This window comes from Mycetocola sp. JXN-3 (assembly GCF_014522285.1).
Taxonomy (GTDB): Bacteria; Actinomycetota; Actinomycetes; order Actinomycetales; family Microbacteriaceae; genus Mycetocola; species Mycetocola saprophilus.
Window position 1 is genome coordinate 2,009,359 of the sequence record NZ_CP041635.1, and the last position, 25,738, is coordinate 2,035,096.

23 protein-coding genes are annotated in these 25,738 nt (G+C 65.7%); 1 reads left to right on the forward strand and 22 read right to left on the reverse strand.

Features of this window, described 5'->3' with window-relative positions; translation table 11 throughout:
* Positions 1-23: 23 nt before the first annotated feature.
* The 5 genes from C7C57_RS09230 to C7C57_RS09250 all read right to left on the reverse strand — a co-directional run bounded on the left by C7C57_RS09230 (position 24) and on the right by C7C57_RS09250 (position 5,142).
* A complete protein-coding gene (locus C7C57_RS09230) occupies positions 24-458 on the reverse strand; it encodes a cytochrome c oxidase subunit 4 (RefSeq protein WP_030143344.1) in 435 nt (144 codons plus the stop codon).
* Positions 458-2,170 (reverse strand): cytochrome c oxidase subunit I, encoded by a 1,713-nt coding sequence (gene ctaD, locus C7C57_RS09235; protein WP_051701516.1) that lies wholly within the window; start codon positions 2,168-2,170, stop codon positions 458-460. The genes C7C57_RS09230 and ctaD overlap by 1 nt, the downstream gene beginning before the upstream one ends.
* A gap of 3 nt (positions 2,171-2,173) precedes the next feature.
* Positions 2,174-3,085 (reverse strand): cytochrome c oxidase subunit II, encoded by a 912-nt coding sequence (coxB, locus tag C7C57_RS09240; RefSeq protein WP_030143342.1) that lies wholly within the window; start codon positions 3,083-3,085, stop codon positions 2,174-2,176.
* A 185-nt stretch (positions 3,086-3,270) separates the two neighbouring features.
* The gene (erpA, locus tag C7C57_RS09245) at positions 3,271-3,630 is read right to left on the reverse strand and encodes an iron-sulfur cluster insertion protein ErpA (RefSeq protein ID WP_030143341.1); all 360 of its coding nucleotides are present in this window, start codon (positions 3,628-3,630) and stop codon (positions 3,271-3,273) included.
* A 90-nt stretch (positions 3,631-3,720) separates the two neighbouring features.
* Positions 3,721-5,142 (reverse strand): dipeptidase, encoded by a 1,422-nt coding sequence (locus C7C57_RS09250; RefSeq protein WP_051701515.1) that lies wholly within the window; start codon positions 5,140-5,142, stop codon positions 3,721-3,723.
* A gap of 42 nt (positions 5,143-5,184) precedes the next feature.
* On the opposite strand from C7C57_RS09250, the gene C7C57_RS09255 reads away from it, so the two are divergent.
* On the forward strand, positions 5,185-5,775 hold the full coding sequence (locus C7C57_RS09255; RefSeq protein WP_030143339.1) for a DUF3043 domain-containing protein: 591 nt from the start codon (positions 5,185-5,187) through the stop codon (positions 5,773-5,775).
* A gap of 78 nt (positions 5,776-5,853) precedes the next feature.
* Here C7C57_RS09255 and C7C57_RS09260 read toward each other — a convergent pair whose 3' ends face one another.
* The 17 genes from C7C57_RS09260 to murD form a co-directional block, all read right to left on the reverse strand.
* Complete coding sequence (locus C7C57_RS09260) at positions 5,854-6,897, reverse strand: quinone-dependent dihydroorotate dehydrogenase (RefSeq protein WP_187976187.1); 1,044 nt, start codon at positions 6,895-6,897, stop codon at positions 5,854-5,856.
* A 48-nt stretch (positions 6,898-6,945) separates the two neighbouring features.
* Complete coding sequence (gene nrdR / locus C7C57_RS09265) at positions 6,946-7,395, reverse strand: transcriptional regulator NrdR (RefSeq protein ID WP_121687970.1); 450 nt, start codon at positions 7,393-7,395, stop codon at positions 6,946-6,948.
* A 12-nt stretch (positions 7,396-7,407) separates the two neighbouring features.
* On the reverse strand, positions 7,408-8,724 hold the full coding sequence (gene hisD, locus C7C57_RS09270) for a histidinol dehydrogenase (protein WP_187976188.1): 1,317 nt from the start codon (positions 8,722-8,724) through the stop codon (positions 7,408-7,410).
* 150 nt (positions 8,725-8,874) lie between these two features.
* Complete coding sequence (locus C7C57_RS09275) at positions 8,875-10,044, reverse strand: hypothetical protein (protein WP_187976189.1); 1,170 nt, start codon at positions 10,042-10,044, stop codon at positions 8,875-8,877.
* A 42-nt stretch (positions 10,045-10,086) separates the two neighbouring features.
* Complete coding sequence (gene dnaE / locus C7C57_RS09280; RefSeq protein WP_370581451.1) at positions 10,087-13,551, reverse strand: DNA polymerase III subunit alpha; 3,465 nt, start codon at positions 13,549-13,551, stop codon at positions 10,087-10,089.
* A 179-nt stretch (positions 13,552-13,730) separates the two neighbouring features.
* Entirely contained in the window at positions 13,731-14,651 is a 921-nt protein-coding gene (locus tag C7C57_RS09285) for an RluA family pseudouridine synthase (RefSeq protein ID WP_030143333.1), read from the reverse strand.
* Complete coding sequence (gene lspA, locus C7C57_RS09290) at positions 14,638-15,339, reverse strand: signal peptidase II (RefSeq protein WP_255505640.1); 702 nt, start codon at positions 15,337-15,339, stop codon at positions 14,638-14,640. The genes C7C57_RS09285 and lspA overlap by 14 nt, the downstream gene beginning before the upstream one ends.
* A 4-nt stretch (positions 15,340-15,343) precedes the next feature.
* The gene (locus tag C7C57_RS15845) at positions 15,344-15,943 is read right to left on the reverse strand and encodes a DivIVA domain-containing protein (RefSeq protein ID WP_030143331.1); all 600 of its coding nucleotides are present in this window, start codon (positions 15,941-15,943) and stop codon (positions 15,344-15,346) included.
* Positions 15,944-16,072: 129 nt separating this feature from the next.
* Complete coding sequence (locus C7C57_RS09300; RefSeq protein ID WP_043321307.1) at positions 16,073-16,369, reverse strand: YggT family protein; 297 nt, start codon at positions 16,367-16,369, stop codon at positions 16,073-16,075.
* An 11-nt stretch (positions 16,370-16,380) separates the two neighbouring features.
* Positions 16,381-16,893 carry a cell division protein SepF gene (locus tag C7C57_RS09305; RefSeq protein ID WP_030143329.1) on the reverse strand — a complete coding sequence of 171 codons (513 nt, stop codon included), beginning with the start codon at positions 16,891-16,893 and terminating at the stop codon, positions 16,381-16,383.
* Positions 16,894-16,939: 46 nt separating this feature from the next.
* Positions 16,940-17,593 (reverse strand): YggS family pyridoxal phosphate-dependent enzyme, encoded by a 654-nt coding sequence (locus C7C57_RS09310; protein WP_187978339.1) that lies wholly within the window; start codon positions 17,591-17,593, stop codon positions 16,940-16,942.
* Between the two features lie 153 nt (positions 17,594-17,746).
* Entirely contained in the window at positions 17,747-18,910 is a 1,164-nt protein-coding gene (gene ftsZ / locus C7C57_RS09315; protein ID WP_030143327.1) for a cell division protein FtsZ, read from the reverse strand.
* A gap of 200 nt (positions 18,911-19,110) precedes the next feature.
* Entirely contained in the window at positions 19,111-20,496 is a 1,386-nt protein-coding gene (locus C7C57_RS09320) for an FtsQ-type POTRA domain-containing protein (RefSeq protein WP_187976191.1), read from the reverse strand.
* Positions 20,497-21,897: a UDP-N-acetylmuramate--L-alanine ligase gene (gene murC / locus C7C57_RS09325; RefSeq protein WP_187976192.1), complete on the reverse strand. Its 1,401-nt coding sequence runs from the start codon at positions 21,895-21,897 to the stop codon at positions 20,497-20,499.
* Between the two features lie 57 nt (positions 21,898-21,954).
* Positions 21,955-23,031, reverse strand: a complete 1,077-nt coding sequence (locus C7C57_RS09330) for a glycosyltransferase (RefSeq protein ID WP_187976193.1) — start codon at positions 23,029-23,031, stop codon at positions 21,955-21,957.
* Positions 23,032-23,034: 3 nt separating this feature from the next.
* A complete protein-coding gene (gene ftsW / locus C7C57_RS09335; protein WP_081863847.1) occupies positions 23,035-24,228 on the reverse strand; it encodes a putative lipid II flippase FtsW in 1,194 nt (397 codons plus the stop codon).
* Positions 24,209-25,726, reverse strand: a complete 1,518-nt coding sequence (murD, locus tag C7C57_RS09340; RefSeq protein ID WP_187976195.1) for a UDP-N-acetylmuramoyl-L-alanine--D-glutamate ligase — start codon at positions 25,724-25,726, stop codon at positions 24,209-24,211. The genes ftsW and murD overlap by 20 nt, the downstream gene beginning before the upstream one ends.
* Positions 25,727-25,738 lie beyond the last annotated feature (12 nt).

Genomic DNA, 25,738 nt, shown 5'->3' on the forward strand with positions numbered 1-25,738 from the left:
GCCCGCCCGTGTGTTACTGAACCTTAGTGTGCGAAACGACCGCGGTAGAACTCGTAGACCCAGCCGACCAGCGCGACCAGGACGATCGGGGCACCGAACCAGGCCAGCCAGAAGTTACCCTCCTGGGCGACCGAGATGCCGATGATGACCACCGAGGCACCGCCAACCAGAACGAACGGCCACCAGCTCCACGGAGCGAAGTGTCCCATCTCCGGGTCGGCGTCATCGATGTTCGCGGCCACGTTGTCCTCGGGCAGCTCGCCCCCCTGGGACCGGTAAACCAGACGCAGGTAGAAGGCGATGAAGCCGGAGAGGATGGCCGAGAGCAGCAGGGCCACGGTACCAACCCACTCGACGCGGCCGTGGGCCGGGTCGATGACGTTCCAGAAGGTGTAGACACCCGCCAGAATCAGGCAGAAGACGGCGAGGATCCAGAGGATCGAAATGTTGGACTTCATTACTTCGCTCCTCCTTCTTCAACGGTCGTAATTGCCGGGGTATCGCGGCCGGTGAACTCGGCAGCCTCGGGGTGGTTCAGGTCGAAGGCGGGACGCTCGGAGCGAATCCGCGGGATCGACGTGAAGTTGTGACGCGGGGGCGGGCACGAGGTGGCCCACTCGAGCGATCCACCATAACCCCAGGGGTCATTCACGGTGACCTTCGGTGCCTTGCGGGCGGTGATGTACACGTTCAGGAAGAACGGAATCAGCGAGACCGCGAGGATGAAGGATCCGATGGTGGAGAGCTGGTTCATCCAGGTGATGTTATCCGCGGGCGAGTACGTGTAGTAACGACGCGGGAAGCCCATTACGCCGATCCAGTGCTGGATCAGGAAGGTGGTGTGGAAGCCGATGAACAGCAGCCAGAAGTGCCAGTAACCCAGCTTCTCGTTGAGCATCTTGCCGGTCCACTTGGGCCACCAGAAGTAGAATCCGGCGAACATCGCGAACACCACGGTACCGAACACCACGTAGTGGAAGTGGGCGATCACGAAGTAGGTGTCGGAGACGTGGAAGTCAAGCGGCGGCGATGCCAGGATCACGCCGGTCAGACCACCGAAGACGAAGGTGATCAGGAAGCCGAGCGACCAGATCATCGGGGTCTCGAAGGTGACCGAACCGCGCCACATGGTACCGATCCAGTTGAAGATCTTCACACCGGTCGGCACGGCGATGAGCATGGTCATCAGCGCGAAGAACGGCAGCAGGACCGAACCGGTCACGTACATGTGGTGGGCCCACACGGTCACCGACAGGGCGGCGATCGCGATGGTTGCGTAAACCAGGGTCTTGTAACCGAAGATCGGCTTGCGGCTGAACACCGGGAAGATCTCGGACACGATACCGAAGAACGGCAGGGCGATGATGTACACCTCGGGGTGACCGAAGAACCAGAACATGTGCTGCCACAGCATCACGCCGCCGTTTTCGGCGTCGAAGATATGGGCACCAAAGACTCGGTCGGCAGCCAGCGCAAACAGTGCGGCGGCCAGGACCGGGAAGGCCATCAGAACCAGCAGCGAGGTCACCAGGGTGTTCCAGGTGAAGATGGGCATACGCCACATCGTCATACCCGGGGCACGCATCGTGATGATCGTGGTGATGAAGTTCACGGCACCGAGGATGGTACCGAAACCGGACATCGCCAGTCCCAGAACCCAGAGGTTTCCACCGATACCCGGTGAGTATGTCTGACTCGATAGTGGCGCATACGCGAACCAACCGAACGAGGCGGCACCCTGCGGGGTGAGGAATCCACCCACGGCGATGAGGCTACCGAAGACGTACAGCCACAGGGCGAAGGCGTTCAGACGCGGGAAGGCCACGTCGGGAGCACCGATCTGCAGCGGCATCAGTGCGTTTGCGAAACCCGAGAACAGCGGGGTTGCAAACATCAGCAGCATGATCGTGCCGTGCATGGTGAACAGCTGGTTGTACTGCTCCTTGGTCTCGATCACGGTGAGACCGGGCTCGAAGAGCTGTGCACGGATCAGCAGCGCCATGACGCCACCGATGCAGAAGAAGATGAAGGACGCGATCAGGTACATGTACCCGATGGTCTTGTGGTCGGTGGAGGTGATCCACTTGACCAGGATGTTTCCCTTGCTCTCAACCCGTGACCGGTTGAGGACACTGGCCTGACCGGCCGGGATGTTCAAAGTAGTAGACATCGTTTAGTGACCCTCTCCCTTTTCGGCCTCGGCAGGCTTGTCGATGCCGGGAAGGTTCTGGTTACGGTTGAACTCGCTACCGAAGTTTCCGACGTTGCCGGCGGCCTTCAGATCGGCGAGGTGCTTGTCGTAGTCAGCCTGGGACACAACCTTCACGTTGAAGAGCATCATCGAGTGGTCCTGACCACACAGCTCCGCACACTTACCCACGAACTCGCCTTCGCGCTGCGGGATAAACGACATGTAGTTGGTCTTACCCGGGTACATGTCCTTCTTGTAAAGGAAGTCCACCACCCAGAAGGAGTGGATGACGTCACGCGACTCCAGGGCGATCTTCACGGTCTTACCTACGGGGAGGTAAAGCTCCGGAATGCTCTTGGGGTCGAGCTCGCCGGGCTTGCCGCCCTCGAGCTGACGAGCCTGCACACCGGCGGTCCAGACATCCTGGCCGTCTACAGACTTGGGGTATACGAAGTCCCAGGACCACTGCTTCGCGAAGACCTGAATCTCCACGTCGGGGTGTTCGTACTGGGTTTCGATGGCCGCCTGATCGCGGGCGGTGAAGGCGAAGAAGCCCACCACCAGGATCAGCGGAATCACCGTGTAAAGGATCTCGATGGGCATGTTGTACCGCATCTGCACGGGCAGGCCGGTCTGGCCCTTCCGGCGACGGTAGACAACAATTGCCCAAATGATCAGAGCCCACGTCAGAACACCGACGACGAGCAGGACAATCCACGAGTGAGTCCAGAGGGCAGCAACCCTCTCGGTGTGGTTGGTTACGGGGGTCTCACCCTCGTTATTGAAGCCGGGGAGATAGCCGTGAAGCTCGGCCTGGGTACAACCGGCTAGCACCGCGACAAGCGCGGCGGCTAACGGGAGTGAAGCCCAGCGGAGTCTACGTTTCGAGCGCACCTGGGACCTTTCGCAAAGACACTATTGGTTCAGCGTCCAGTGTATCCCGAATGTGGGGCACGTTCGGGACCATTCAGGCCCAAAGCTCTACATACGCACCCTCATTTTCCCAAGAAAGACTGAAAAAACGCCGAATGGGGCCCAAAATGGGCCCCATTCGGTCGGAGTGTCGAAGTTATCTCGATTTAGGCGAACGAGTCTCCACAGGCGCAGGAGCTGCCCGCGTTGGGGTTATCGATCGTGAAGCCCTGCTTCTGGATGGTGTCCTCGAAGTCGATGGTGGCACCATCGAGGTAGGGAACGCTCATGCCATCCACGATGACCTCGACGCCGTCGAAGTCGACGGTTACGTCGCCATCGAGGAAGCGCTCGTCAAAGTAGAGCTGGTAGATCAGGCCCGAGCAGCCACCGGGCTGCACGGCCACGCGCAGGCGCAGGTCGTCGCGACCCTCCTGGTTCAGCAGGCTACGAACCTTGTCGGCCGCGGTATCGGTCAGCGCCACACCGTGGGCGGGGGCCTCGGTCAGGGTTGTTGCGTCGCTCATGTTTCTCCTTCGTGACGGGTGCCGCGGTGGACACGGTCTTCAACCAGGATAACCGCGATCATCGATCGAGGATTCCCGGAATTCAGAAAATTATTTGGTCTGGCCGTTCAGACGCGCCAGCAGCAGCGCCTCGGTCAGCGTGGCGCGGTGGAATACACCCAGGTGCAGCGACTCGTTCGGGCTGTGAGCGCGCGAGTGCGGGTCCTCAACACCCGTGATCAGGATCGCCGCCTCGGGGAACTCGCGGACAAGATCGGCCACAAACGGAATCGAGCCACCGATGCCGAGCTCAACCGGGGCCACCTCCCAGGCGTCGGCCATGGCCTGCTTGGCCGTGGTGACGATGGGGTGGCTGGTGTCTACCAGGAACGGGCTGCCGGTGTCGGCGTCATCGATCGAGATCTGGGCACCGAAGGGGGTGTGAGCCTCCAGGTGGGCGGTGATCGCCTCGAGCGCCTGCTGCGGGTCCTGGCCCGGGGCGATACGCACGCTGACGCGCACGGTGACCGCGGGGATCAGGGTGTTGGAGGCATTCTTCATGCTCGGGGCGTCGATACCGGTCACGGTGATGGCGGGCTTGTCCCAGATTCGGCCGAGGATCGAGCCGTTTCCGATCGGGCTGACGCCCTCGGTCAGTCCGGTCTCTAGGCGCAGCTGGGCCTCATCATAGGCGGGGGTCTCGGCCTCGCGAACGATCAGCCCGGGCACGGCCACCGAACCCTCGGCGTCCCACAGCGTGTTCAGCAGGCGGAAAGTTGCCAGCATCGCATCCGGAACCGCGCCCCCGAACATACCCGAGTGCGACGCGTGATCCAGGGTGCGCACGGTGAGGCGGAAGGTCACGTTGCCACGCAGGCTCACGGTGAGCGCCGGCGTTTCGGTGTCCCAGTTGGCCGAGTCGGCCACCACGATCGCGTCGCCGGCGAGCTCTGACCGGTGCTGGGCAAGGAAATTGGCAAACGAGCGGGAGCCAAACTCCTCCTCCCCCTCGATGAACAGGGTGATGCCCAGGTTGAAGTCGGTGCCGGCCACCTCGCGCAGCGCACGAATGGCGCCGATATGCGACATCACGCCGGCCTTATCGTCGGCCGATCCGCGCCCATAGAGGCGGTCCCCCACCACGGTGGGCTCGTAGACCGGGGTGTTCCACTCGGCGTCGTCTCCGGGCGGCTGCACGTCGTGGTGCGCGTAGAGCACCACGGTGGGTGCCCCCGCGCGCGCCTTGCGGGTCGCCAGGATCGCCGGCTGGCCGAGCTCGGTCGAGCCCTCGAGCGGCGCCTGCGAGATCACTACCTCGTCGAAGACGCCGGTGTCCCGGGCGAGTTCGGCGATGGCCTCGGCGCTCTGGCGCACAAAATCGTGGTCGAAGCCATCCCAGGCCACGCTGGGAATCCGCACCAGGTCGCCCAGGTCGGCGAGGGTGCGCGGCAGCTGATTCTGCACGGTCTCGCGCAGGCTCAGCTCAATCGGATCGTGCAGGTTTTGCGGGATGGTGTGGTTCGAGGCGTTCATACGGGTAATCTTAGAGCGTAACGCCAACCCAAGGATCAATAAGTGACTAAGCAGACTAACGGCACGCCGGCAGAGCCGGGCATGGAATCCCTCGACCAGACCGAGGCGCGGCTGAACGCGTCCGCTGGTAAGGGACGCCCCACCCCCACCCGCAAGGAGCGCGAGGCGGCAAATAAGCGTCCCCTCGTCCCGAACGACCGCAAGGAAGCGGCCAAGCAGGCTCGCGCCCAGATGTCGGTCGAGCGCGAAAAGGCCCGCGTGGGCCTCGCCAACGGCGAGGAGCGCTACCTTCCCATCCGCGACCGCGGACCGCAGAAGAAGTTCGTGCGTGACTTCGTGGATGCCCGCTTCAGCGCCGGCGAGTGGCTGATGCCGCTGCTGCTGCTCGTGGTCATCGCCTCGTTCATTCAGGACACCCGGGTGGCCGCCTACTCCCTCTTCGTGGTGTGGGGTCTGCTGCTGATCGCGATTCTCGACTGTGTCATTCTCGGCCTGCGCCTGCGTCGCAAGCTCACCGCCAAGTACGGCTACGCCGAAAAGGGTGTGCGCTGGTATGCGGCAATGCGGGCCCTGCAGATGCGCTTCCTGCGCCTGCCCAAGCCACAGGTGCGTCGCCGCCAGTACCCGCAGTAACCCGGTCGCAGACCACACAAAACACCCGCCGAGAACTTCTCGGCGGGTGTTTTGTTGTGCGCGTGTTCGCGCGGCAGGCTAGACCCGGCGCGCGGCGCGGATCCCGGCCAGGCCGCGGTTGAGCTCGCGTCCCCACAGCGGGCCGCGGTAGATGAAGGCCGAGTAGCCCTGCACCAGCGTGGCACCGGCCTCGAGGCGTTCGTTCAGCTCCTCGGCGGTCTCCACGCCGCCGGCGGAGATCACACACAGCTCGGCGGGGACGGCCGCGCGGATCAGGCGGAGGACCTCGAGCGAGCGAGCCTTGAGCGGCGCACCGGAGAGGCCACCGGCCCCCATGCCCGCAACCTTTTCGGCGGGAGTGTCCAGGCCGTCACGGCCGATCGTGGTGTTGGTCGCGATGATGCCGTCCAGGCCGGTGGAGACCACCAGCTCGGCGATCTTGGCCACCTGATCATCCTCGAGGTCCGGGGCGATCTTGAGCAGCAGCGGCGTGCGACCGGAGGCGGCCTTCACCGCGGTGAGCAGGGGCTCCAGGCGGTCCAGCTCCTGGAGGCCGCGCAGGCCCGGGGTGTTGGGCGAGCTGACGTTGATGACCAGGTAGTCGGCGACCGGGGCCAGCAGGCGGGCACTCTCCAGGTAGTCCTCGATCGCGCTATCCACGTCCACCACGCGGCTCTTACCGATGTTGATGCCGATCACCGGCAGGGACTTTCCGCTGGCCCGCAGGGCGCGAATGCGCTCGGCGGCCTCGGCGGCTCCGTGGTTGTTGAAACCCATTCGGTTAATCAGCGCACGGTCGGTGGGCAGCCGGTAGAGGCGCGGCTTGGGGTTGCCCGGCTGTGCGTGGGCGGTGATCGTGCCCACCTCGATGTGGCCGAAGCCCAGGACCCCCAGACCCTCGATCATCGTGGCGTCCTTGTCGAAGCCGGCGGCGATGCCAAACGGGGTCGGGAAGGTGATGCCCAGGGTACGCACCGAGAGGTCCGCTCCCCCGGCGGTGAACGCACGCGCGGCCCGGCCGAGTCCCACCCGAGGAATGGCCCGGATCGCGGTCGCGGCCAGGTGGTGTGCCTGCTCGGGCGAGAAGCGGGTCAGAACGGTTTTGAACAGGAACGGGTACATGCGGGGTCCAAGCTGGGCGTGGGCGAACGGGGAATAAGGGGAGTCTGGTTAGGCGGTTCCGGCGCGCAGGGCGGCGATCGCCGACTCGAAGTCCTCGAGCGATTCAAACGCCTGGTACACGCTGGCGAAGCGCAGGTAGGCCACCTCGTCCAGTTCGCGCAGCGGCTGCAGGATGGACAGGCCGATCTCGTTGGCGTTGATCTGGCTGGTGCCGGTCTGCCGAATGGTCTCCTCCACGGTCTGGGCGAGCATCGCCAGATCGGGATCGGTCACCGGGCGTCCCTGGCAGGCCTTACGCACACCCGCCACGACCTTGTCGCGGCTGAAGGGTTCCACCACACCCGAGCGCTTGATCACGTTCAGGCTCGCGGTCTCCGAGGTGCTGAATCGGCCGCCGCACTTGGGACACTGCCGGCGTCGGCGAATGGAGAGGCCGTCATCGCTGGTGCGCGAATCGATCACCCGGGAGTCGGGGTTACGGCAAAAAGGACAGTGCATCGGGGTACCAGACTACTGAGCGGACGGAGTGAAACGGATCGCGACGGCGTCGCCGTGCGCGGGCAGGGCCTCGGCATCGGAAAGCGCGCGAATGCCCGCGGCGACCTCTTCCAGCCCGGCCGGGCCGTACTCGATGATCTGCTGCGGACGCAGGAAGGTGGCGGCACCGAGGCCCGCCGAGAAGCGGCTCTGACCGCCGGTGGGCAGCACGTGGTTGGACCCGGCGAGGTAGTCGCCCAGGCTCACCGGGGAGTGCTCCCCCACAAAGATCGCCCCGGCGCTGGTGATGTTGCCCAGCACCTCGGAGTTGTGGGCGGTTTGGATCTCCAGGTGCTCGGGACCGTAGGCGTTGCTGAACTCGGCGGCGGCCGCCAGGTCGGCAACCAGCACGATTGCCGACTGCGGACCGGCCAGAGCCTGGGCCACGCGGGCGGAGTGGGGGGTCTCGGCCGTCTGACGAGCGAGCTCGGCGCGCACCGACTCGGCAAACTCGGCCGAATCGGTGACCAGCAGCGAGGCGGCTGCCTCGTCATGCTCGGCCTGGCTGATCAGGTCGGCGGCCACATAGGCGGCGTTGGCGTGCGCGTCGGCGATCACCAGAATCTCGGTGGTACCGGCCTCGGAGTCGATGCCCACCTGGCCCTTGACCAGGCGCTTGGCGGCAGCCACGTAGATGTTGCCCGGGCCGGTGACGATATCCACCGGCTCCAGACCGATGTCCGGCACTCCGTAGGCCAGGGCGCCGATGGCGCTGGCGCCACCGATCGCGTAGACCTCGGTAATCCCCAGCAGACCGGCGGCCCCCAGCACCACCGGGTGCACGTTGCCATCGAAGTCGCGCTGGGCGGGCGAGGTCAGCGCCAGGGAGGTCACCCCGGCCACCTGGGCCGGGACCACGTTCATGATCACACTCGACGGGTAGACGGCCTTGCCACCGGGCACGTAGAGACCCACCCGGTCTACGGGCTGCCAGCGCTGCACGATGCGCGAGTCATCGGTGAGCTCGGTCACCCGGGATGCGGGTACCTGAGCGGCGGATGCGCGACGCACCCGCTCGATCGCGGTTTCCAGCGCCGCGCGCACGGCGGGATCCAGCGCCTCCACCGCGGCGGCAATGGCCTCGGCGGACACCCGAATGCTGGTGGGCTCGCCCCCGTCGAAGCGACGGGCATGCTCACGCAGCGCCGCCTCGCCACCTGTGCGCACCTCATCGATGAGGGTGCTCGCGGCTGTCATCGCGACGGAGATGTCCACGGTGGGACGCGGCAGGAGGGCGGTGAGCTCGGCACGGCCGGGGCGGAGCTCGCGAAGATCAATCGTCTGAATCATGTCGACGCCCAGTTTAGCGGGTTTTCGGGCATCTCCGCCGCGAGACGGGCCGGGGATCCTCCGAGAATCAGGTGCACACCCGTCCAGGATTAACGGCAACGAGCCGGGACGTGCGTCCACACATTCCCGGCTCGTTATATATCGCGACCGTTATCCGCGGGTGAGGTTGCTCAGATCGTGCAGGATCCCGATCCGGCCATCATCGGCGCGCAGAACCAGGGCGGTTCCACGATCCTCCACCGCGAGGACCCAGGCAGCCGGTCCCATCTCGAACAGGACCAACTGGCCGTCCACGCTGTGAACCGGACGCGGGGTGTAGCTGTACACCCAGAACGGCGCGGTCCGCACGGGCTGCGCGGGCACGGCTCCGGGGGCACCGAAGGCTGCGGCACCCGGAACGGGCTGCGCGGCGCGGGGATGCGGGGTCGGGGTGATCACACGGGGCGCGCGAGCGACCGGGGCGGCCGGAGTCTCCTCCCGCTCGGCAAACTCTGTCTTGAAGACCGGAAGGAAGGGCGCGAACGTCGAGGTGAACAGGGCGGCCAGGGCAAAGATGGTGCCCACCGGAAGCGACCAGTTGATCTGGCCGGGGACCGTGAGCACGGTGTATGCAGACACAAACAGCACATAGCTGACGGCGGCGATCACCGTGGTGACCGAGGCAAACTGATCCACCGAGAGCGACCCGACCCGCCAGTTCACACGGGGCACCAGGCGGCGCAGCAGCACCAGGGCCAGCGCGATCAGCGGCAGAATCGACACGGCCACCGGCATCGGCGCAAACTGCAGGTTCCAGAGCGTCAGCGGCGCACCGAACTGGCCGAGGTGGAAGGCCGGCACAAACGAGATCAGCACCAGCAGCGCGCTGAGGATCACAAACAAGATCTCGCGCAGGGTGAAAACGCCCACGGTGCGCACCGGGCGCGGCTCGCGCGCGGCGTAAACCGGCTGAGCCCCCGAGGTGGGCTGTGCCCCGGCGCTGGGCTGGGCACCAGCGGTGGCCTGTGCTCCAGCGCCGGGCTGCGCGCCCGGCGCAAACCCGGGCAGAGCCGAGGACGGCTGCGCCGCGTGGGGTGCGGCAAACGTGTCGGCGAAGGGTGCCACCACCCGCGGTGCCTCGGCATCCGCGGCGACGGGGGTCGTCGCGCCCGGCGCGGGCTGCGTCGCCCGAGGCGTGTCGGCCGCGGGGGCCGGCTCAGGCGTCACCGGAGACTCCGCGGCTCCCCCGGCGGCCGCGCGCTCCAAACGCTCCCACACGCCGGTTTCCGCCCGCTCGGCGGCGGGCTGATCGGGTGAGGTCGGGTTCTCTGGTGTACTCATCGGGTCCTCTCATGAACACGGGTAATGCGGGGTGAATTCAACCTAACCGAGGCAGCCGGGACCAAGCAATGATTTGAGCTCGCCGAACAGGTCCGGGCTCACCCGAACCGGGTAGTTTGGCACCTCAAACACCCGCGCCACGTCGCCGCGGGTGAGTCGCACCCGCAGCTCGCCGTCGCCGCGGTGGCGCTCCAGGATTTCGCGCAGGTTGGCGATCACCGGTGCGGTCGCCCGGGCGTCGGGCATGGTCAGGAACAGCGTGGTGTCGCCATCCTCCTGCACAAATTCCGGGGCCATCAGGCTGTAGGCGTGCAGATTCATGCCGTCATCCCGCATCGAGACCCGCCCGCGGACCACCACGATCGAGTCACCCAGCAGCATCGGACCAAACTCCTGATAGCCCTTGCCCATGAACATCACGGTGATCTCACCGCTGAAGTCCTCGACGGTGATCATGCCGTACTGGTTGCCCGACTGCTTGGCCACCCGGTGCTGCACGCTGGTCACCAGACCCGCGATGGTCACGGTATCGCCGTCCTGGGTGGACTCGGAGCTCATCAGGTCGAGGATCGTGGTGGTGGCGTGCTTGGCCAGCTGGAGTTCCAGACCGGCCAGCGGGTGGTCGGACACGTAGAGACCGAGCATGTCCCGCTCGAAGGCGAGCTTGTCCTTCTTGGACCACTCGGGGCGCACGGGAATCGGGTCGGATTCCTGCGGGTCGTCAAACAGGCTGTCGAAGTCAAATGCGAAGTCTCCGTTGGACTCCTTGCGCTTGGTCTTGGCGGCATCCTCCACCAGGTCCTCAAACACCTCGGAGAGCGCGCGCCGGGTATTGCCCATCTCATCGAAGGCGCCGGCCTTGATCAGCGACTCGATCGCGCGCTTATTGGCCACCTGCAGCGGCACCTTCTTGAGGAAGTCGGGCAGGGTGGCATAGGCCCCCTTCTCCTCGCGGGCCGAACGGATACCCTCCACCACGTTGCCACCCACGTTGCGGATCGCGCCGAGGCCGAAGCGGATGTCCTCGCCGACGGCGGCAAAGAACCCGATCGACTCGTTGACATCCGGCGGGAGCACCTTGATACCCATTCGACGACACTCGTTGAGGTAGATCGCCAGCTTGTCCTTGGAGTCTCCCACCGAGGTGAGCAGGGCGGCCATGTACTCGGCCGGGTAGTGGGCCTTGAGGTACGCGGTCCAGTACGACACCAGCCCGTAGGCGGCGGTGTGCGCCTTGTTGAAGGCGTAGTCGGCGAAGGATTCCAGCACCTTCCAGAGGGCATCCATCGCTGCCTGCGAGTAACCGTTGCTGGCCATACCGGCGAAGAAGTCTGCCTGCTGCTTATCCAGCTCGGACTTCTTCTTTTTACCCATCGCGCGGCGCAACACGTCGGCCTGTCCCAGGCTGAAGCCGGCGAGTTTCTGCGCCGCACTCATCACCTGCTCCTGATACACGATCAGGCCGTAGGTTCCACCGAGGATCTCCTCAAGCGGTTCCTCGAGTTCGGGGTGGATCGGGGTGATCGCCTGCTGCTTATTTTTTCGCAGCGCATAGTTGGTGTGCGAGTTCACACCCATCGGGCCCGGGCGGTACAGTGCGAGCACCGCGGAAATGTCCTCGAAGTTGTCGGGCTTCATCAGGCGCAGCAGCGAGCGCATGGGCCCGCCATCGAGCTGGAACACACCCAGGGTGTCTCCACGGGCCAGCAGCTCATAGGACCCGACGTCGTTGAGGTCGAGATCTTCCAAGACCAGGGTTTCGCCTCGGTTGGACTTGATGTTGTCCAGGGCGTCATCGATGATCGTGAGGTTGCGCAGACCCAGGAAGTCCATCTTGATCAGGCCGAGGCTCTCACAGGCAGGATAGTCGAACTGGGTGACGATCTGGCCATCCTGCTCGCGCTTCATGATCGGGATGATGTCGATCAGCGGATCCGAGGACATGATCACACCGGCGGCGTGCACACCCCACTGGCGCTTGAGGTTTTCCAGGCCCAGCGCGGTCTCGAAGACCTGCTTGGCCTCGGGGTCGGTTTCGACCACCGTGCGGACGTCCACCGCCTCCTTATAGCGCGGGTGATCCTTATCGAAGATGCCGGTGAGCGGGATGTCCTTACCCATGATCGCCGGGGGCATCGCCTTGGTGAGCTTCTCGCCCATGCCGAAGGGGAAACCCAGCACCCGGGAGGAATCCTTGAGGGCCTGCTTGGCCTTAATCGTGCCGTAGGTCACGATCTGGGCCACGCGCTCGTCGCCGTACTTGGCGGTCACATACTGAATGACCTCCCCACGGCGACGGTCATCGAAGTCGACGTCGAAGTCGGGCATGGACACACGCTCGGGGTTGAGGAACCGCTCGAAGATGAGTCCGTGCTGGATCGGGTCCAGGTCGGTGATCTTCATCACGTACGCGACCATCGAACCGGCACCCGAACCACGGCCCGGTCCCACCCGAATGCCGTTCTTCTTGGACCAGTTGATGAAGTCCGCCACGACGAGGAAGTAGCCCGGGAAGCCCATCTGAATGATGACGCCCACCTCGTAGTTGGCACGCTCGCGCACATCCGCGGGAATGCCGTTGGGGTAGCGCTCGTGCAGACCCTTCTCGGTCTCCTTGATGAACCAGCTGTCCTCGGTCTCCCCCGCCGGCACCGGGAAGCGCGGCATGTAGTTGGCCTTGGTGTTGAACTCCACGTGGCAGCGCTCGGCGATGGCCAGGGTGTTATCGCAGGCCTCCTCGTAATCGCGGAAGAGGTGGCGCATCTCCTCGGCCGACTTGAGGTAGAACTCGTCGGCGTCGAACTTGAAGCGGTTGGGGTCATCCAGCGTGGAACCCGACTGCACACACAGCAGCGCCGCATGCGACTTGGCGTCGTGGGCGTGGGTGTAGTGCAGGTCGTTGGTGGCCACCAACGGAATGCTGAGGTCCTTGGCGATCTTGATCAGGTCTCCCATGACCTGCTTCTCGATCCCCAGGCCATGATCCATCAGCTCGCAGAAGAAGTTCTCCTTGCCGAAGATGTCCTGGAACTCGGCGGCGGCCTTGATCGCCTCGTCGTACTGGCCCAGGCGCAGGCGGGTCTGGACCTCGCCCGAGGGACATCCGGTGGTGGCGATCAGGCCCTTGCCGTAGGTCTCCAGCAGTTCGCGGTCCATACGCGGCTTGAAGTAGTAGCCCTCGATCGAGGCCAGCGAGTTCAACCGGAACAGGTTGTGCATGCCTTCGGTGGTCTCCGAGAGCAGGGTCATGTGGGTATAGGAACCCGAGCCCGAGACGTCGTCCCGCGAGCCGTCGCCCCAGCGCACCCGGGTGCGGTCGGTGCGGTGCGTGCGCGGGGTCAGGTAGGCCTCGGTACCGATGATCGGCTTGATCCCCGCATCGGTCGCCGTGCGCCAGAAATCGAACGCGCCAAACACGTTTCCGTGGTCGGTCACGGCGACGGCGGGCATCCCCGATTCCTTGGCGGCCTCAATCAGCGGTTTGACCCGCGCCGCTCCATCGAGCATCGAGTACTCGCTGTGCACGTGAAGGTGGACAAACTGCTTATCCGAAGGGGTCAAAACTGCTCCGCTACTTCTTCCGAGGATGAACTTCTAGGATACCCCTCACCACCGACCGGGGCACACGCAAAAACACCCCGCGAGTAATCGCGGGGTGTTTTGAGAGGGTCAAACCGGGGACGACCCTAGTCGTTGCGCAGGATCTCCAGGGCGTGTTCCAGATCCTCGGGATACGGCGCCTCAAAGCTGACCCACTCGCCGGTCCCCGGGTGGGTAAACGCGAGCTGGCGGGCGTGCAGCCACTGCCGGGTCAGGCCCAGGCGCTCGGCCAGCTGGGCGTCGCCGCCGTAGAGCGGATCGCCCACGCAGGGGTGACGCTGCGCGGCCATGTGCACACGAATCTGGTGGGTTCGGCCGGTCTCCAGGTGGATCTCCAGCAGGGACCCACGCAGGAAGGCCTCGAGGGTCTCATAGTGGGTGATCGAGTGCTTACCGTCGGTGGTGATCGCGAACTTCCAGTCGTGACGCGGGTGGCGTCCGATCGGGGCGTCGATCGTCCCGGCCAGCGGGTCGGGGTGTCCCTGAACCACCGCGTGGTAAATCTTCTCCACCTCGCGGTCATGGAACTGGCGCTTGAGCTCGGTGTACGCCCGCTCGGACTTGGCCACCACCATCAGGCCGCTGGTACCCACGTCGAGGCGGTGCACGATGCCCGCCCGCTCGGCGGCACCCGAGGTCGAGACCGTGTAGCCGGCACCCGCCAGGGCGCCCAGCACGGTCGGGCCGCTCCATCCCTGCGAGGGGTGGGCGGCGACGCCGGTGGGCTTGGCAATCACGATAATGTCGTCATCGTCATAGACCACGTCCAGGTCCTCAACAACCACCGGGATGATGGTCGGTTCGGCCTTGGGCGTCCAGGACACCTCGAGCCAGTCCCCCGCCGAGAGGCGATCGGACTTGCCCAGCACCCGGCCCGACAGCGTGACGCCGCCGGAATCGGCAACCTCGGCCGCAAACGTGCGGGAGAACCCGAGCAGCTTGGCCAGGCCGGCATCGACCCGGGTGCCCTCGAGACCATCGGGGACGGGAAGACTACGGCTTTGCATGGGGCTCCTCCTCGGAAACCGAAGGATCTGCGGCATCGGCCGCGGTCTTGCGAGTATCCGCGCGTGCGGCCGCCTCCTCGGCATCGCCGGCGGCGAGGGAGGCGTCGATCGCGGCACCCAGGGCGGCACCATCGCGTTCGGCAGCCTCCGCGCGACGCGCGGCACGGCCGGGGGCGCGGGTTCCATCCAGGTTGATGCCCATGAACGAGAGGATCAGGAACAGACCCATCGAGGACACGATCAGGATGTCCGCCACGTTGTACACGGCGGGCAGCATCCACGGGGTCGAGATGAAGTCCACCACGTGTCCCAGCCCGAAGGAGGGCTCACGGAACAGGCGATCGGTCAGGTTACCCAGGACCCCGCCCAGCAGCAGGCCGATCATCACGGCCCAGGCGCGGGAGCGAATCTTTCCGCGACGGGCAAACACGATGATCGCGATGACCACAGCGGAGGCCAGGATCGAGAAGATCCAGGTCATGCCGCTGGCCAGCGAGAACGCGGCACCGGGGTTTTTAATGTAGTAGAACACGAGGAAGTCACCGATGATCGGGACGGGCTCGTGCAGGGTCAGATTGGTGGTGACCAGATATTTGGCGAGCTGATCAGCAGACAGTCCCGCCGCGGCGATAATCGCCAACAGCGGGACTGCCCACTTACCGGCTCGAGCCGGAGATTCCTGCGACAAGAATTTACTTCGAGGAACCGGTGCCCGACTGCTCGTCGAGCTCCTTCAGCTGACCCTCGATGTAGCCGCGCAGCTGCTTGCGGTAGTCGCGCTCAAAGGTGCGCAGCTCGTCGATCTTGGTCTCCAGGACAACCTTCTGCTTGTCGAGGATCTCGACCTGCGCGCGCTGCTTGGCCTCGGTCTCGGCGATCAGGCGGGCGGCGGTGGCGTGGCCCTCGGCGATCAGCGCGTCGCGCTTCTCGGTGCCCTCCTTGATGTGCTCGTCGTGCAGGCGACGGGCCAGCTGCAGCAGGCTCGAGGAGCTCTCTGCGTCATCGCCGGTCGGCGCGGCGGCGGCCGGTGCGGCGGCAACCGGTGCGGGCACGGCGGAGACCGGAGCCGGAACGGCGGCCACGGGGGTGGTGCTCGGAGCGGCGGCCACGGGGGCGTTGCCGCTCTCGAAGGCCTTCAGGCGCTCGGTGAGCTCCTGGTTTTCCTGGGTCAGACGACGGAGCTCAACAACGACCTCATCCAGGAAGTCATCGACCTCGTCCTGGTCGTAGCCCTCGCGGAACTTGGTCTGCTGGAACTGCTTGTTGACTACATCTTCCGGAGTTAGCGCCATGGCTGTTCACCCTTACTTGTAACGACAGATTGCGGATTTGACGTCCCCGAGGTTTCGGAGACCCAAAAACTTTATGGATGACCCCGCCAGAAGACGAGGGTCGTGACACTTCACCCTATCGTGAAGCGTCTAAATACGGAGAAAGTTGTTCACGAGTGTCATCGCAATGAGGACACAGAACATGGTGATGCTCCACCCGAAGTCGAGCATCGCCCCACCGATTCGCACCGGAGGGAGGATCCGCCGAAAGAACCGAATCGGCGGATCCGTCACGGTGAACACGATTTCGGCGATCACCATGAGGGCGCGGCCCGGGCGCCAGCCCGGACGAATGGAGCGGAAGAGCTCCAGTGCAAACCGCACCCAGAGAATGAGGAAATAGAGGAGGAGCAGGTTCCCAATGATGAACCGGAGAAGACCAATCACCGCGAAATCAACTACTGCTGTGCGAAGAAGGTGTTCTCGGCGTCCGCGGACTCGGCCGCGTCACCCAGGATTGCCACGTGCTGCGGCGAGAGCAGGAATACCTTGCTGGTCACGCGCTCGATCTTGCCCCCGAGACCCTGCGAGAGGCCGCTGGCGAAGTCAATCAGGCGACGCGCGTCACCGTCGCTCATCTGCGACAGGTTGATGATCACCGGCACTCCCTCACGGAAGGTCTCGGCGATCACCTGCGCATCCTTGTACTGCTTGGGGTGCACGGTGAGGATCTCATTGAGTTCGTTCGGCGCGGCCTGACGGGTCACGGCGGGACGACGCAGCGGGGTGACCGAGGCACGCACGGGTGCCTGGACCGGAGCTACCGGAGCCGGGGCAGGCGCGGCGCTCGCGGGCGCGGCGGGTTCATCCGCCTGAGCCTGTGCGGCAGCCTTCTGCTGAGCCTCCTGATACTCGAGGTCATCATCAGCCAGTCCCAAATAGACCATGGTCTTCTTGAGCGGGTTGGACATTGGTACCTCCGATTTTCGCGCGGTTCTTAGGAAAATGTTAACGTGGTCAGCGGCGATTGCCGGTGATTGCGGAACCAATTCTCAGGTGTGTCGCACCCTCGGCAATGGCTTCGGCAAAGTCGTGAGACATTCCGGCAGAGATATACCGGGCGTCTGGTTTGAGCGTACGCACGCGATCTGAGAGTTCGCGCAGACGCTCGAAGGCGATCCGAGGGTCCCCCTCCAGCGGGGCCACCGCCATGACTCCCTGCAGGCTCAACGCCGGAGCCTCAAGAACCCGGGTGGCCAGGGCAAGGACGTCGTCGGGGTGCACGCCGCCGCGGGCCGGATCGTCGGTCAGGTTGACCTGAATGAAGCCGGGCAGCGGGGGCGCATCGGGGAACTCGGGGTCCACCTGGGCGAGGGCGTCCACGACGCTAATGCGATCCAGCGAGTGGACGCTGCTGGCATAGCGTCGCACCTGGCGCGCCTTCTTGGACTGCAGCTGGCCGATAAAGTGCCAGCGCAGACCGGTCAGGTCCGCGGTTTCCTCGGCCTTGTCCCGGGCCTCCTGGTGGCGATTCTCCCCCACGTCGCGCACACCCAGGGCATACAGGTCGCGGACGAGGTCGGCCGGGTGGAACTTGGTCACCACGATGGTGGTGATCTCCTCGGGGTTACGACCCACGGCTCGGGCGGCGGCATCGATCCGCGCGGTCATTTCGCCAAGCGCCGTGGCGCGGGTGGGGTCGGTGAGCACGGGAGTGACGGGTTCGGTGATTCTCGGGGACTCGGGGGTGGATGCCGCAGCGGCGGCGAGGGAGATTCCCTCGCCGCCGGCGGGCACACTGAGCGTCATGCGTGAAACTTCTTGTTACTTGAGGAAGTCCGGGATGTCCAGCTCGGCCGAGTCGGCGAATGCCGGGTCGGCGGTGGCCGGCGGGGTGTCGAGGTTCTCGGCGGTGACGTTCCAGCCCGAGGCCGGCTCGTCCACGATCATCTCGGTCGCGGCAACCTCCTCGGTCGAGGTCAGAACCCCGCCCGCACCGATCTTCGCGTCCTTCATAGCCTCGACGTTCTTGGCCGGCGGTTCGCCGCCGTCAAAGCCCGCGGCGATGACCGTGACGCGCACCTCGTCGCCGAGGCTGTCGTCGATCACGGTACCGAAGATGATGTTGGCCTCGGGGTGCACGGCCTCCTGGACCAGACGCGCGGCGTCGTTGATCTCGAAGATACCCAGGTTGGATCCACCCTGGATCGACAGCAGCACGCCGTGCGCACCCTCGATCGAGGCTTCCAGCAGCGGCGAGGCCACGGCGAGCTCGGCAGCCTTGATCGCGCGGTCTGCGCCGCGCGAGGAGCCGATACCCATCAGCGCGGAGCCCGCACCCTGCATGACCGACTTGACGTCGGCGAAGTCGAGGTTGATCAGACCCGGGGTCGTGATCAGGTCGGTGATGCCCTGGACACCGGCGAGCAGCACCTGGTCGGCGGTGGCGAAGGCCTCGACCATCGAGATGCCGCGGTCGCTGATTTCCAGCAGGCGGTCGTTCGGCACCACGATGAGGGTGTCGACCTCTTCCTTGAGCTTGGCTACGCCGAGCTCGGCCTGAGCCTGGCGGCGGCGACCCTCAAACCCGAAGGGCTTGGTCACCACACCGATGGTCAGGGCACCGATCGACTTGGCGATGCGTGCGACGACGGGGGCGCCACCGGTTCCGGTTCCGCCACCCTCTCCCGCGGTCACAAAGACCATGTCGGCGCCGGCGAGGGCGTTCTCGATTTCCTCGGCGTGGTCCTCGGCGGCACGACGGCCCACCTCGGGGTCCGCGCCGGCACCGAGGCCGCGGGTCAGCTCGCGTCCGACGTCGAGCTTGACGTCGGCGTCGCTCATCAAGAGCGCCTGGGCGTCGGTGTTGATCGCGATGAATTCAACGCCGCGGAGGCCAAGCTCGATCATGCGGTTGACGGCGTTCACGCCGCCTCCGCCGATGCCGACGACCTTGATCTCGGCGAGGTAGTTCTGGTTTGCTGTCACGTCGACCTCCGGTGAGAACTTTCAACCTCTACTTGAGGCTTAAAGTTATGCTCAGTATGCATTTCCTTTCCCTGACGGTATGCCCAACGAACGCTCCCGCGCCGCCGACACGCCCGCGTGTCGAGAGTTTCCAGGCAAAGAAGGGAAAAACCGCCCGGACCGGGTGGTCCAGGGCGGTTTTCACGGGGATATTTCTTGGGCTAGCCGACCACGCCGATCTCCGGCGAGGTCACGTTGAAGCGCTGGGCGTCGGGCTGCGCACGCATCAGGGCCTCGAGCAGCTTGGCCTTCACCACGCCGTCGCTGGCATCCCCCCAGAGCACCACGGTCTCCGAGTCGACCAGCCCGAAGGTCACGTCGTCTCGGGTGGTGGCACCGATCGAGGAGACCTTGACACGCAGATCCTCGGGCATGGTCCGCAGAACCGCGGCGGCCGCCCTGAACGCATCCATCGACTTGGAACGGTCCACGGTAATCACCGGATAGTCGGCGGGCTTCTCTCCGGTACGTTCGATGACCACCCCGGCGGCATCCACGAGTTCGAAGCCGCCGTCCACGGCGACCACCCCGACCGGGGTACGCTCCACGATCCGCAGAATCAGTGTCGAGGGCGGGCTGGATTCCACCCGGTAGGACTCGATCAGCGGGAACTCGGTGAGCACGGCCTTGATCGCGCTCTGATCCACCAGCGGGAACGGGGTCCCCAACTCGCCGGAGAGCTTGTGCTCGAGTGAGGAGGCGCTGAGCCGCTCGGTTCCGCGCACCTCGATCTTGCGCACCGAGAGGATCGGCGTGTAGCTGACGATCACCGCGAGCAGAGCCACGGCGGCAACCGAGCCGATTCCGATCAGCCAGGCACGCCGACGCCGGCGGCTACGCACGGTGAAGCGACGCACCTCGGCGCGTTCAAAGCGCTTGCGCTCGCGCTTGGCCTCCCGTGCCGTCCGGCCCGCTCGCTCGGGAGCCAGCGGGTCGGCGACGGGGCGTCGGCCGCTCGCGGACTCGCGCTCGGCGGATGAGGGCACGGTGGTTGCGGACGCGGCGGAGCCGAAGATCGCCGAATCGGCAGTGGCCGAGCCGGTGAGCCCGGAGTCGGCAACCGAGGACACCGAGCCGGAGGCATCGTTACGGGCCGAGGCGGGCGAGGTGGGTGCGCGCAGAGCCGAGAGGTCCTGGGTAGCCTCGTCGTCGGCGGTCAGGGGCGACCGGCTCGCACCGGGTCGAACCGGGTTCGCGTCCACGCTCGTGTCCGGGGTCTTATCCGTGGCACCCGCATCGGAGGCGGCGTTCGCGCTCGATGCCGCCTGCGCCCCGGCCGCGGCCCGGGCCCGGTTGAGCGCCTCGGCCACCCAACCGGTGGGTGCGGGCGCGGCGTCGGCACCGGGGTCGGAGTCCCGAGCCGAAGTCGATTCCGGGCCCCGGCGCGCCTCGGACCGCGAGTCGGAGACGGCCGGCTCGCTTCCCGGTCGCTCAACCGCGGAGCGCTCGGGAGGCTCGACCGATCGCGCACCGTCCCGTTCGGGGCGTGGCGTCTTCTGTCCGTCACCGGGCTTGGGCGTGTGGGGAACGCCGGAGGGGCGCTTCACCTAGTTGCCGTGTTCCTCGAGGGAGGTCAGCACCTGCGGGATGATCTTATAGACGTCGCCGCAGCCCAGGGTCACCACAAAGTCGCCGGGACGGGCAACGGTGGCCACGTAGTCGGCGGCAGCCTGCCAGTCGGCCTCGTAGTGCACGCGGGTGGGGTCATCCCAGCGCGAGGAGACGATCTCTCCGGTCACGCCGGGGATCGGGTCCTCGCGGGCGGCGCAGATGTCCAGTACCACGGTATGGTCGGCCACGCGCTCCAGGACCTCGGCGAACTCGCCGGCCAGGGCCATGGTGCGGCTGAACAGGTGCGGCTGCTGGATCGCGATGATGCGACCCTCCCCCACCACGTCGCGGGCGGCGGTCAGTGCGGCCTCGACCTCGGTCGGGTGGTGGGCGTAGTCGTCATACACGCTCACGCCGGCGGCCACACCGTGCAGGTCGAAGCGGCGCTGGGTGCCCCCGAATTCGGCAACGGCGGCCAGCGCGGCGGCCGGGTCAAAGCCCAGGCCGATCAGCACGGTCACCGCACCCGCGGCGTTCAGCGCGTTGTGGTGGCCGGGCACGCGGAGGGTGGCCACATGGTCCACGCCCTGGTAGGTCAGGGTGAAGGTCACGTTGCCGTCGGTCAGGATGTTGTGCACGCGCACGGTGGCATCCTCGGCCTCACCGAAGCTCAGCACGCGGGTGTCCGCGGAGAACTGCGCGGTGATGCGCTTTGCTCCGGGATCATCCGAGGAGATCGCCACAAACTCGCGGGTCTTCTCGGCGAATTCCACAAAGGCCGCGTCAAACGCGTCGAGGCTGCCGTAGTGGTCCAGGTGGTCGGTGTCCACATTGGTGATCAGCGCCACCGCGGTGTCGTACAGCAGGAAGGAGCCGTCGGACTCGTCGGCTTCCAGGACAAACAGCTCTCCGGTGCCCCCATCGCTGGAGACGCCGAAGGGCTCGATCACGCCGCCGTTGACAAAGCTGGGGCTCTCGCCGAGGCCCAGCAGGCCGGTGACCAGCATGCCGGTCGAGGTGGTTTTGCCGTGGGCACCGGCGACGGCGACCAGGCGCTTGCCGCGGGTCAGCCCGGCCAGGGCCTGGGAGCGGTGCAGCACCGGGATGCCGTTGTCGATCGCATAGCGGTACTCGGGGTTCTCGGGCCACAGTGCGCTGGTCACCACCAGGGTGTCCGCGCCCACCGCGTTGGCGGCGTCGTGACCCACCGAGGTGGTGGCCCCGAGCTCACGCAGGCTCGCCAGCTTGGGCGAGTCCTCGCGGTCCGAACCCGACACCTCAAAGCCCGCCTGCAGGTACATGCGTGCGATGCCGCTCATGCCCGATCCGCCGATGCCCACAAAGTGCAGTCGACCCAGGTTTTCGGGAATCTCTACCGAGAAGTCCGGTTTGATCACGATGTGTTTCCTCCTTCGCGGGCTCACCCCGCGCTGTAAAAATGTGTGGGCCCGGGACTAACCCTGGGCCACGGCCTCATCGATGACCGCGATGAGACGCTCGGTCCCATCCAGGCTGCCCATCAGACGCGACTGTACAGCCATATCCTGAACGCGGGTTCGGTCCCCCAACAGCGGGATCAGCGTGTCGCGCACCCACTCGGGGGTGAAGTCGGCGTCGTTGACTAGCAGCGCACCGCCGGCACGGACGGCGTCGGCCGCGTTGAAGCGCTGCTCACCGTTACCCACCGGGTAGGGGATGTAGGCGGCGGGGATTCCCAGCGCCGAAATCTCGCTCACGGTCGCGGCACCGGCGCGGGAGACCGCGAAGTCGGCCACCGCGAGGGCCAGGTCCATTCGGTCGCAGTACTCGATGACCCGATATCCGGGGGCACCGGTGTCGCGGAGGTCCGATCGACCACCCACGATGTGCAGGATCTGGAAGCCCGCGGCCACGATCTGCTCCTGCGCGGAGGCGATGGTCTGGTTGAGCTTGCGGGCACCGGTGGAGCCACCGGTCACCAGCAGCGTGCGCAGCTTCGGGTCCAGCCCAAACAGCTCATAGGCTTCGGCCCGGGCGCTATCGCGCTCAAGGTTCACGATCTCGCTGCGCAGCGGCATGCCCACGTAGCTGCTCTTACGCAGCCGGGTGCCGTGGAAGGCGACACCGATGTGATCGGTATAGCGGGCGCCGGCCTTATTGGCCAGACCCGGCTTGGCGTTGGCCTCGTGGATCACCAGCGGGGTCTTGGTACGCTTGGCGGCCCGGTAGGCGGGAGCGGAGGCATAACCGCCGTAGCCGATCACCACGTCGATGTTGCGATCACGGATGATGCGTTCCACCTCCCCCACGGCCCGGCGGAACCGGGCGGGGAAGCTGAGGGCGGCGCCGTTGATCCGGCGTGGGAAGGGCAGTCGCTCGATGGTCAGCAGCTCATAGCCGCGGGCGGGGACGAGGCGTGCCTCGAGTCCCTCCTTGGTGCCCAGGACATAGATCTGAGCCTGGGGATCGCGGGCGCGAAGGGCGTCCGCGGTGGCGAGCAGCGGGTTCACGTGGCCCGCGGTTCCACCTCCGGCGAGAAGGTAGTTGGTCATGGATTACTCCGATTTCTGGGCGGAGACGACGGACGCCTCACGCATGTTATTTTGCGACTGCCCCCGGGCGAAGGATAGCACCACTCCGATGGCGGCAAGCGAGGTGATCAGCGCGGTTCCACCCTGGGAGAGCAGCGGGAGCGGCACACCGAGAACCGGCAGCAGGCGCAGCACCACCGCGATGTTCACGAGTGCCTGACCGACGATCCACACCAGGATCGCGCCCGTGGTAATGCGCACCATGGGGTCGGTGGCCGAGCGAATCACCCGGATGAAGCCGATGGTCAGCAGGGTAAAGAGGGCGAGGACCACTATCGCGCCAATCAGGCCGAGCTCCTCACCGATGATGGCAAAAATATAGTCGTTGGAGGCCGCCGGCAGCCAGGAAAACTTCTCGCGCGAGTTGCCGAGGCCCAGCCCAAACACGCCGCCGTTGGCCAGCGCCCAGGTGCCGTGCAGGGGCTGCCAGCACAGACCGTTATAGTCGGCGCAACCCTCCTCCAGGAACGAGCCGATGCGGTCGGTACGGTTCTGGCTGGTCATCACGAAGAACAGCACGGCCACACCCGCCAGCAGGATCGGCACGGCCAGGTAGCGCAGCTTAACGTTGGCGAAGAACAGGCCACCAAAAACCAGCACGGCCATGATCATCACGGTACCGAGGTCATGGCCGAGCTGAACCAGCCCAAGGGCCACGATCGACACCGGAACAACCGGGATCACCACGTGACGCCAGTTGTCCAGCATGTTGTACTTGCGACCGAGAACTACGCCGAGCCAAATACACAGTGCGAGTTTGACGGCCTCGGAGGGCTGAGCGGTAAAAACGCCCAGCGAAATCCAGTTTCGGTTACCGCCGTCCTCGATACCCAGCGGGGTAAAGACCAGTAGCTGCAGCACCAGCGTGATGCCCAGCAGGACCCAGGCCCACTTCTTCCAGAAGCCCAGGCTGAACCGGCTGATGATCAGCATCAGCGGGATCCCGATTACCGCGAAGGTGGCCTGCTTCCAGAACCCGCCAAAGAAGCCCTTATCGTCCAGCCAGGAGTCCACGCTGGAGGCGGAGAGCACCATCACCAGGCCGATCAGCACCAGGAAGATCGTGGTGCCCAGCAGCAGGTAGTAGTTCGATGATTGCGGCGAAAACAGCTTGCCCACGCTCACGCGGGCGGTGGTTTTATCCTGCGGTGTGCTCACCGGAGAGTCCACTGGCGCTTCCTCCCCACTTCTCGATGACCGCGGCCGCAAAGCGGGTTCCACGATCGGCATAGCTCACAAACTGGTCCATCGACGCCGCGGCCGGGGCCAGCAGAACGGTGTCGCCCTCCCGAGCCAGACCGGCGGCCAGTTCGACCGCCTGCGGCATGACATCTCCAGTTTCCGCTGCCGTGACCTCAACCAGGCTCACCTCGGGGGCGTGTCGCGCGAACGCATCCCGCAACTCGTCCCGTTCGGCCCCGATCAGGACCACGCCGCGCAGGCGCGGGGCGAAGTCGGTGATCAGGTCGTCGAGGTGGGCACCCTTGAGCAGCCCGCCCACGATCCAGACCACCGAGCCGAAGGCACCGAGTGAGGCGCGGGCCGCGTGGGCGTTGGTGGCCTTGGAGTCATCGATCCAGTGGATGCCATGGGCCTCCAGGATGGATTCCACCCGGTGGGCGTCGGCCCGGAAGGTCGACAGTGCGGTGTTGATCGACTCGGGGGTGATCCCCACCGAACGCGCCAGGGCGCTGGCTGCTAGCACGTCCTCGACCAGGTGCGGGGCACCCAGGCCGCGCTTGGCCAGGTCTTCCACGGTGATCAGTTCGAGGGCCGAATGGTGGCGGTCCTCGTGGAAGGCGCGATCCACCAGGATCCCCTCCACGACCCCGACATCGCTGGGTCCGGGCACACCGAGATCAAATCCGATGGCGCGGGCACCGTCGCGCACGTCGGCCGCGCGGACCATCTCCTCGGTCACCACATCGGCCTTGTTGTAGACGCAGGCGTTGGCCACGTTTTCGTAGACGAAGCCCTTGGCGGCGATATAGCTCTGCAGCCCACCGTGCCAGTCGAGGTGATCGTCGGCGATGTTCAGGCACACCGCGGAGATCGGCTGAAGCGGCGTCTTCCCGGCCTGGACGGCCAGGTAGTGCAGCTGGAAGCTGGAGAGTTCCACCACAAAGAAGTCGAAGCCCTCGGGGTCGCGTACGGCGTCCAGGACCGGCACACCGATGTTTCCACACGGGGCCACCTTGAATCCCTGGGCGGCGATCATCGAGGCCGTCAGCTGGGTCGTGGTGGTCTTGCCGTTGGTGCCGGTGACCAGGATCCACTCGGCCGGGGTCCCGACCTTATCGCGCACGCGCCAGGCCAGCTCGATATCGCCCCAGACGGGGACGTGAGTCTCGGCGGCCCAGCGCACCAGCGGGTGGTCGGGGCGGAAACCCGGCGACACGATCAGCAGGTCGGCGTTGTGGGCACTCAGCTCCGCGGGAACCGCGCCCAGGTCACCGGTGTACAGGCTCGCCCCGATCACCGGGACCAGGCGGGCCAGGTCGCTCTCGGCCGACTCGGCCAGAACCAGAACCTCGGCCCCCAGCTCGGTCAGGGTATCGGCCACCGAGAATCCGGTTTTGCCGAGGCCCAGGACGGCGACCCGCAGGCCCTTCCAGTCCGAGTACCAGCTGTTGAGGGAATCAAGCGATGCAGTCATACGTTCTTTCTT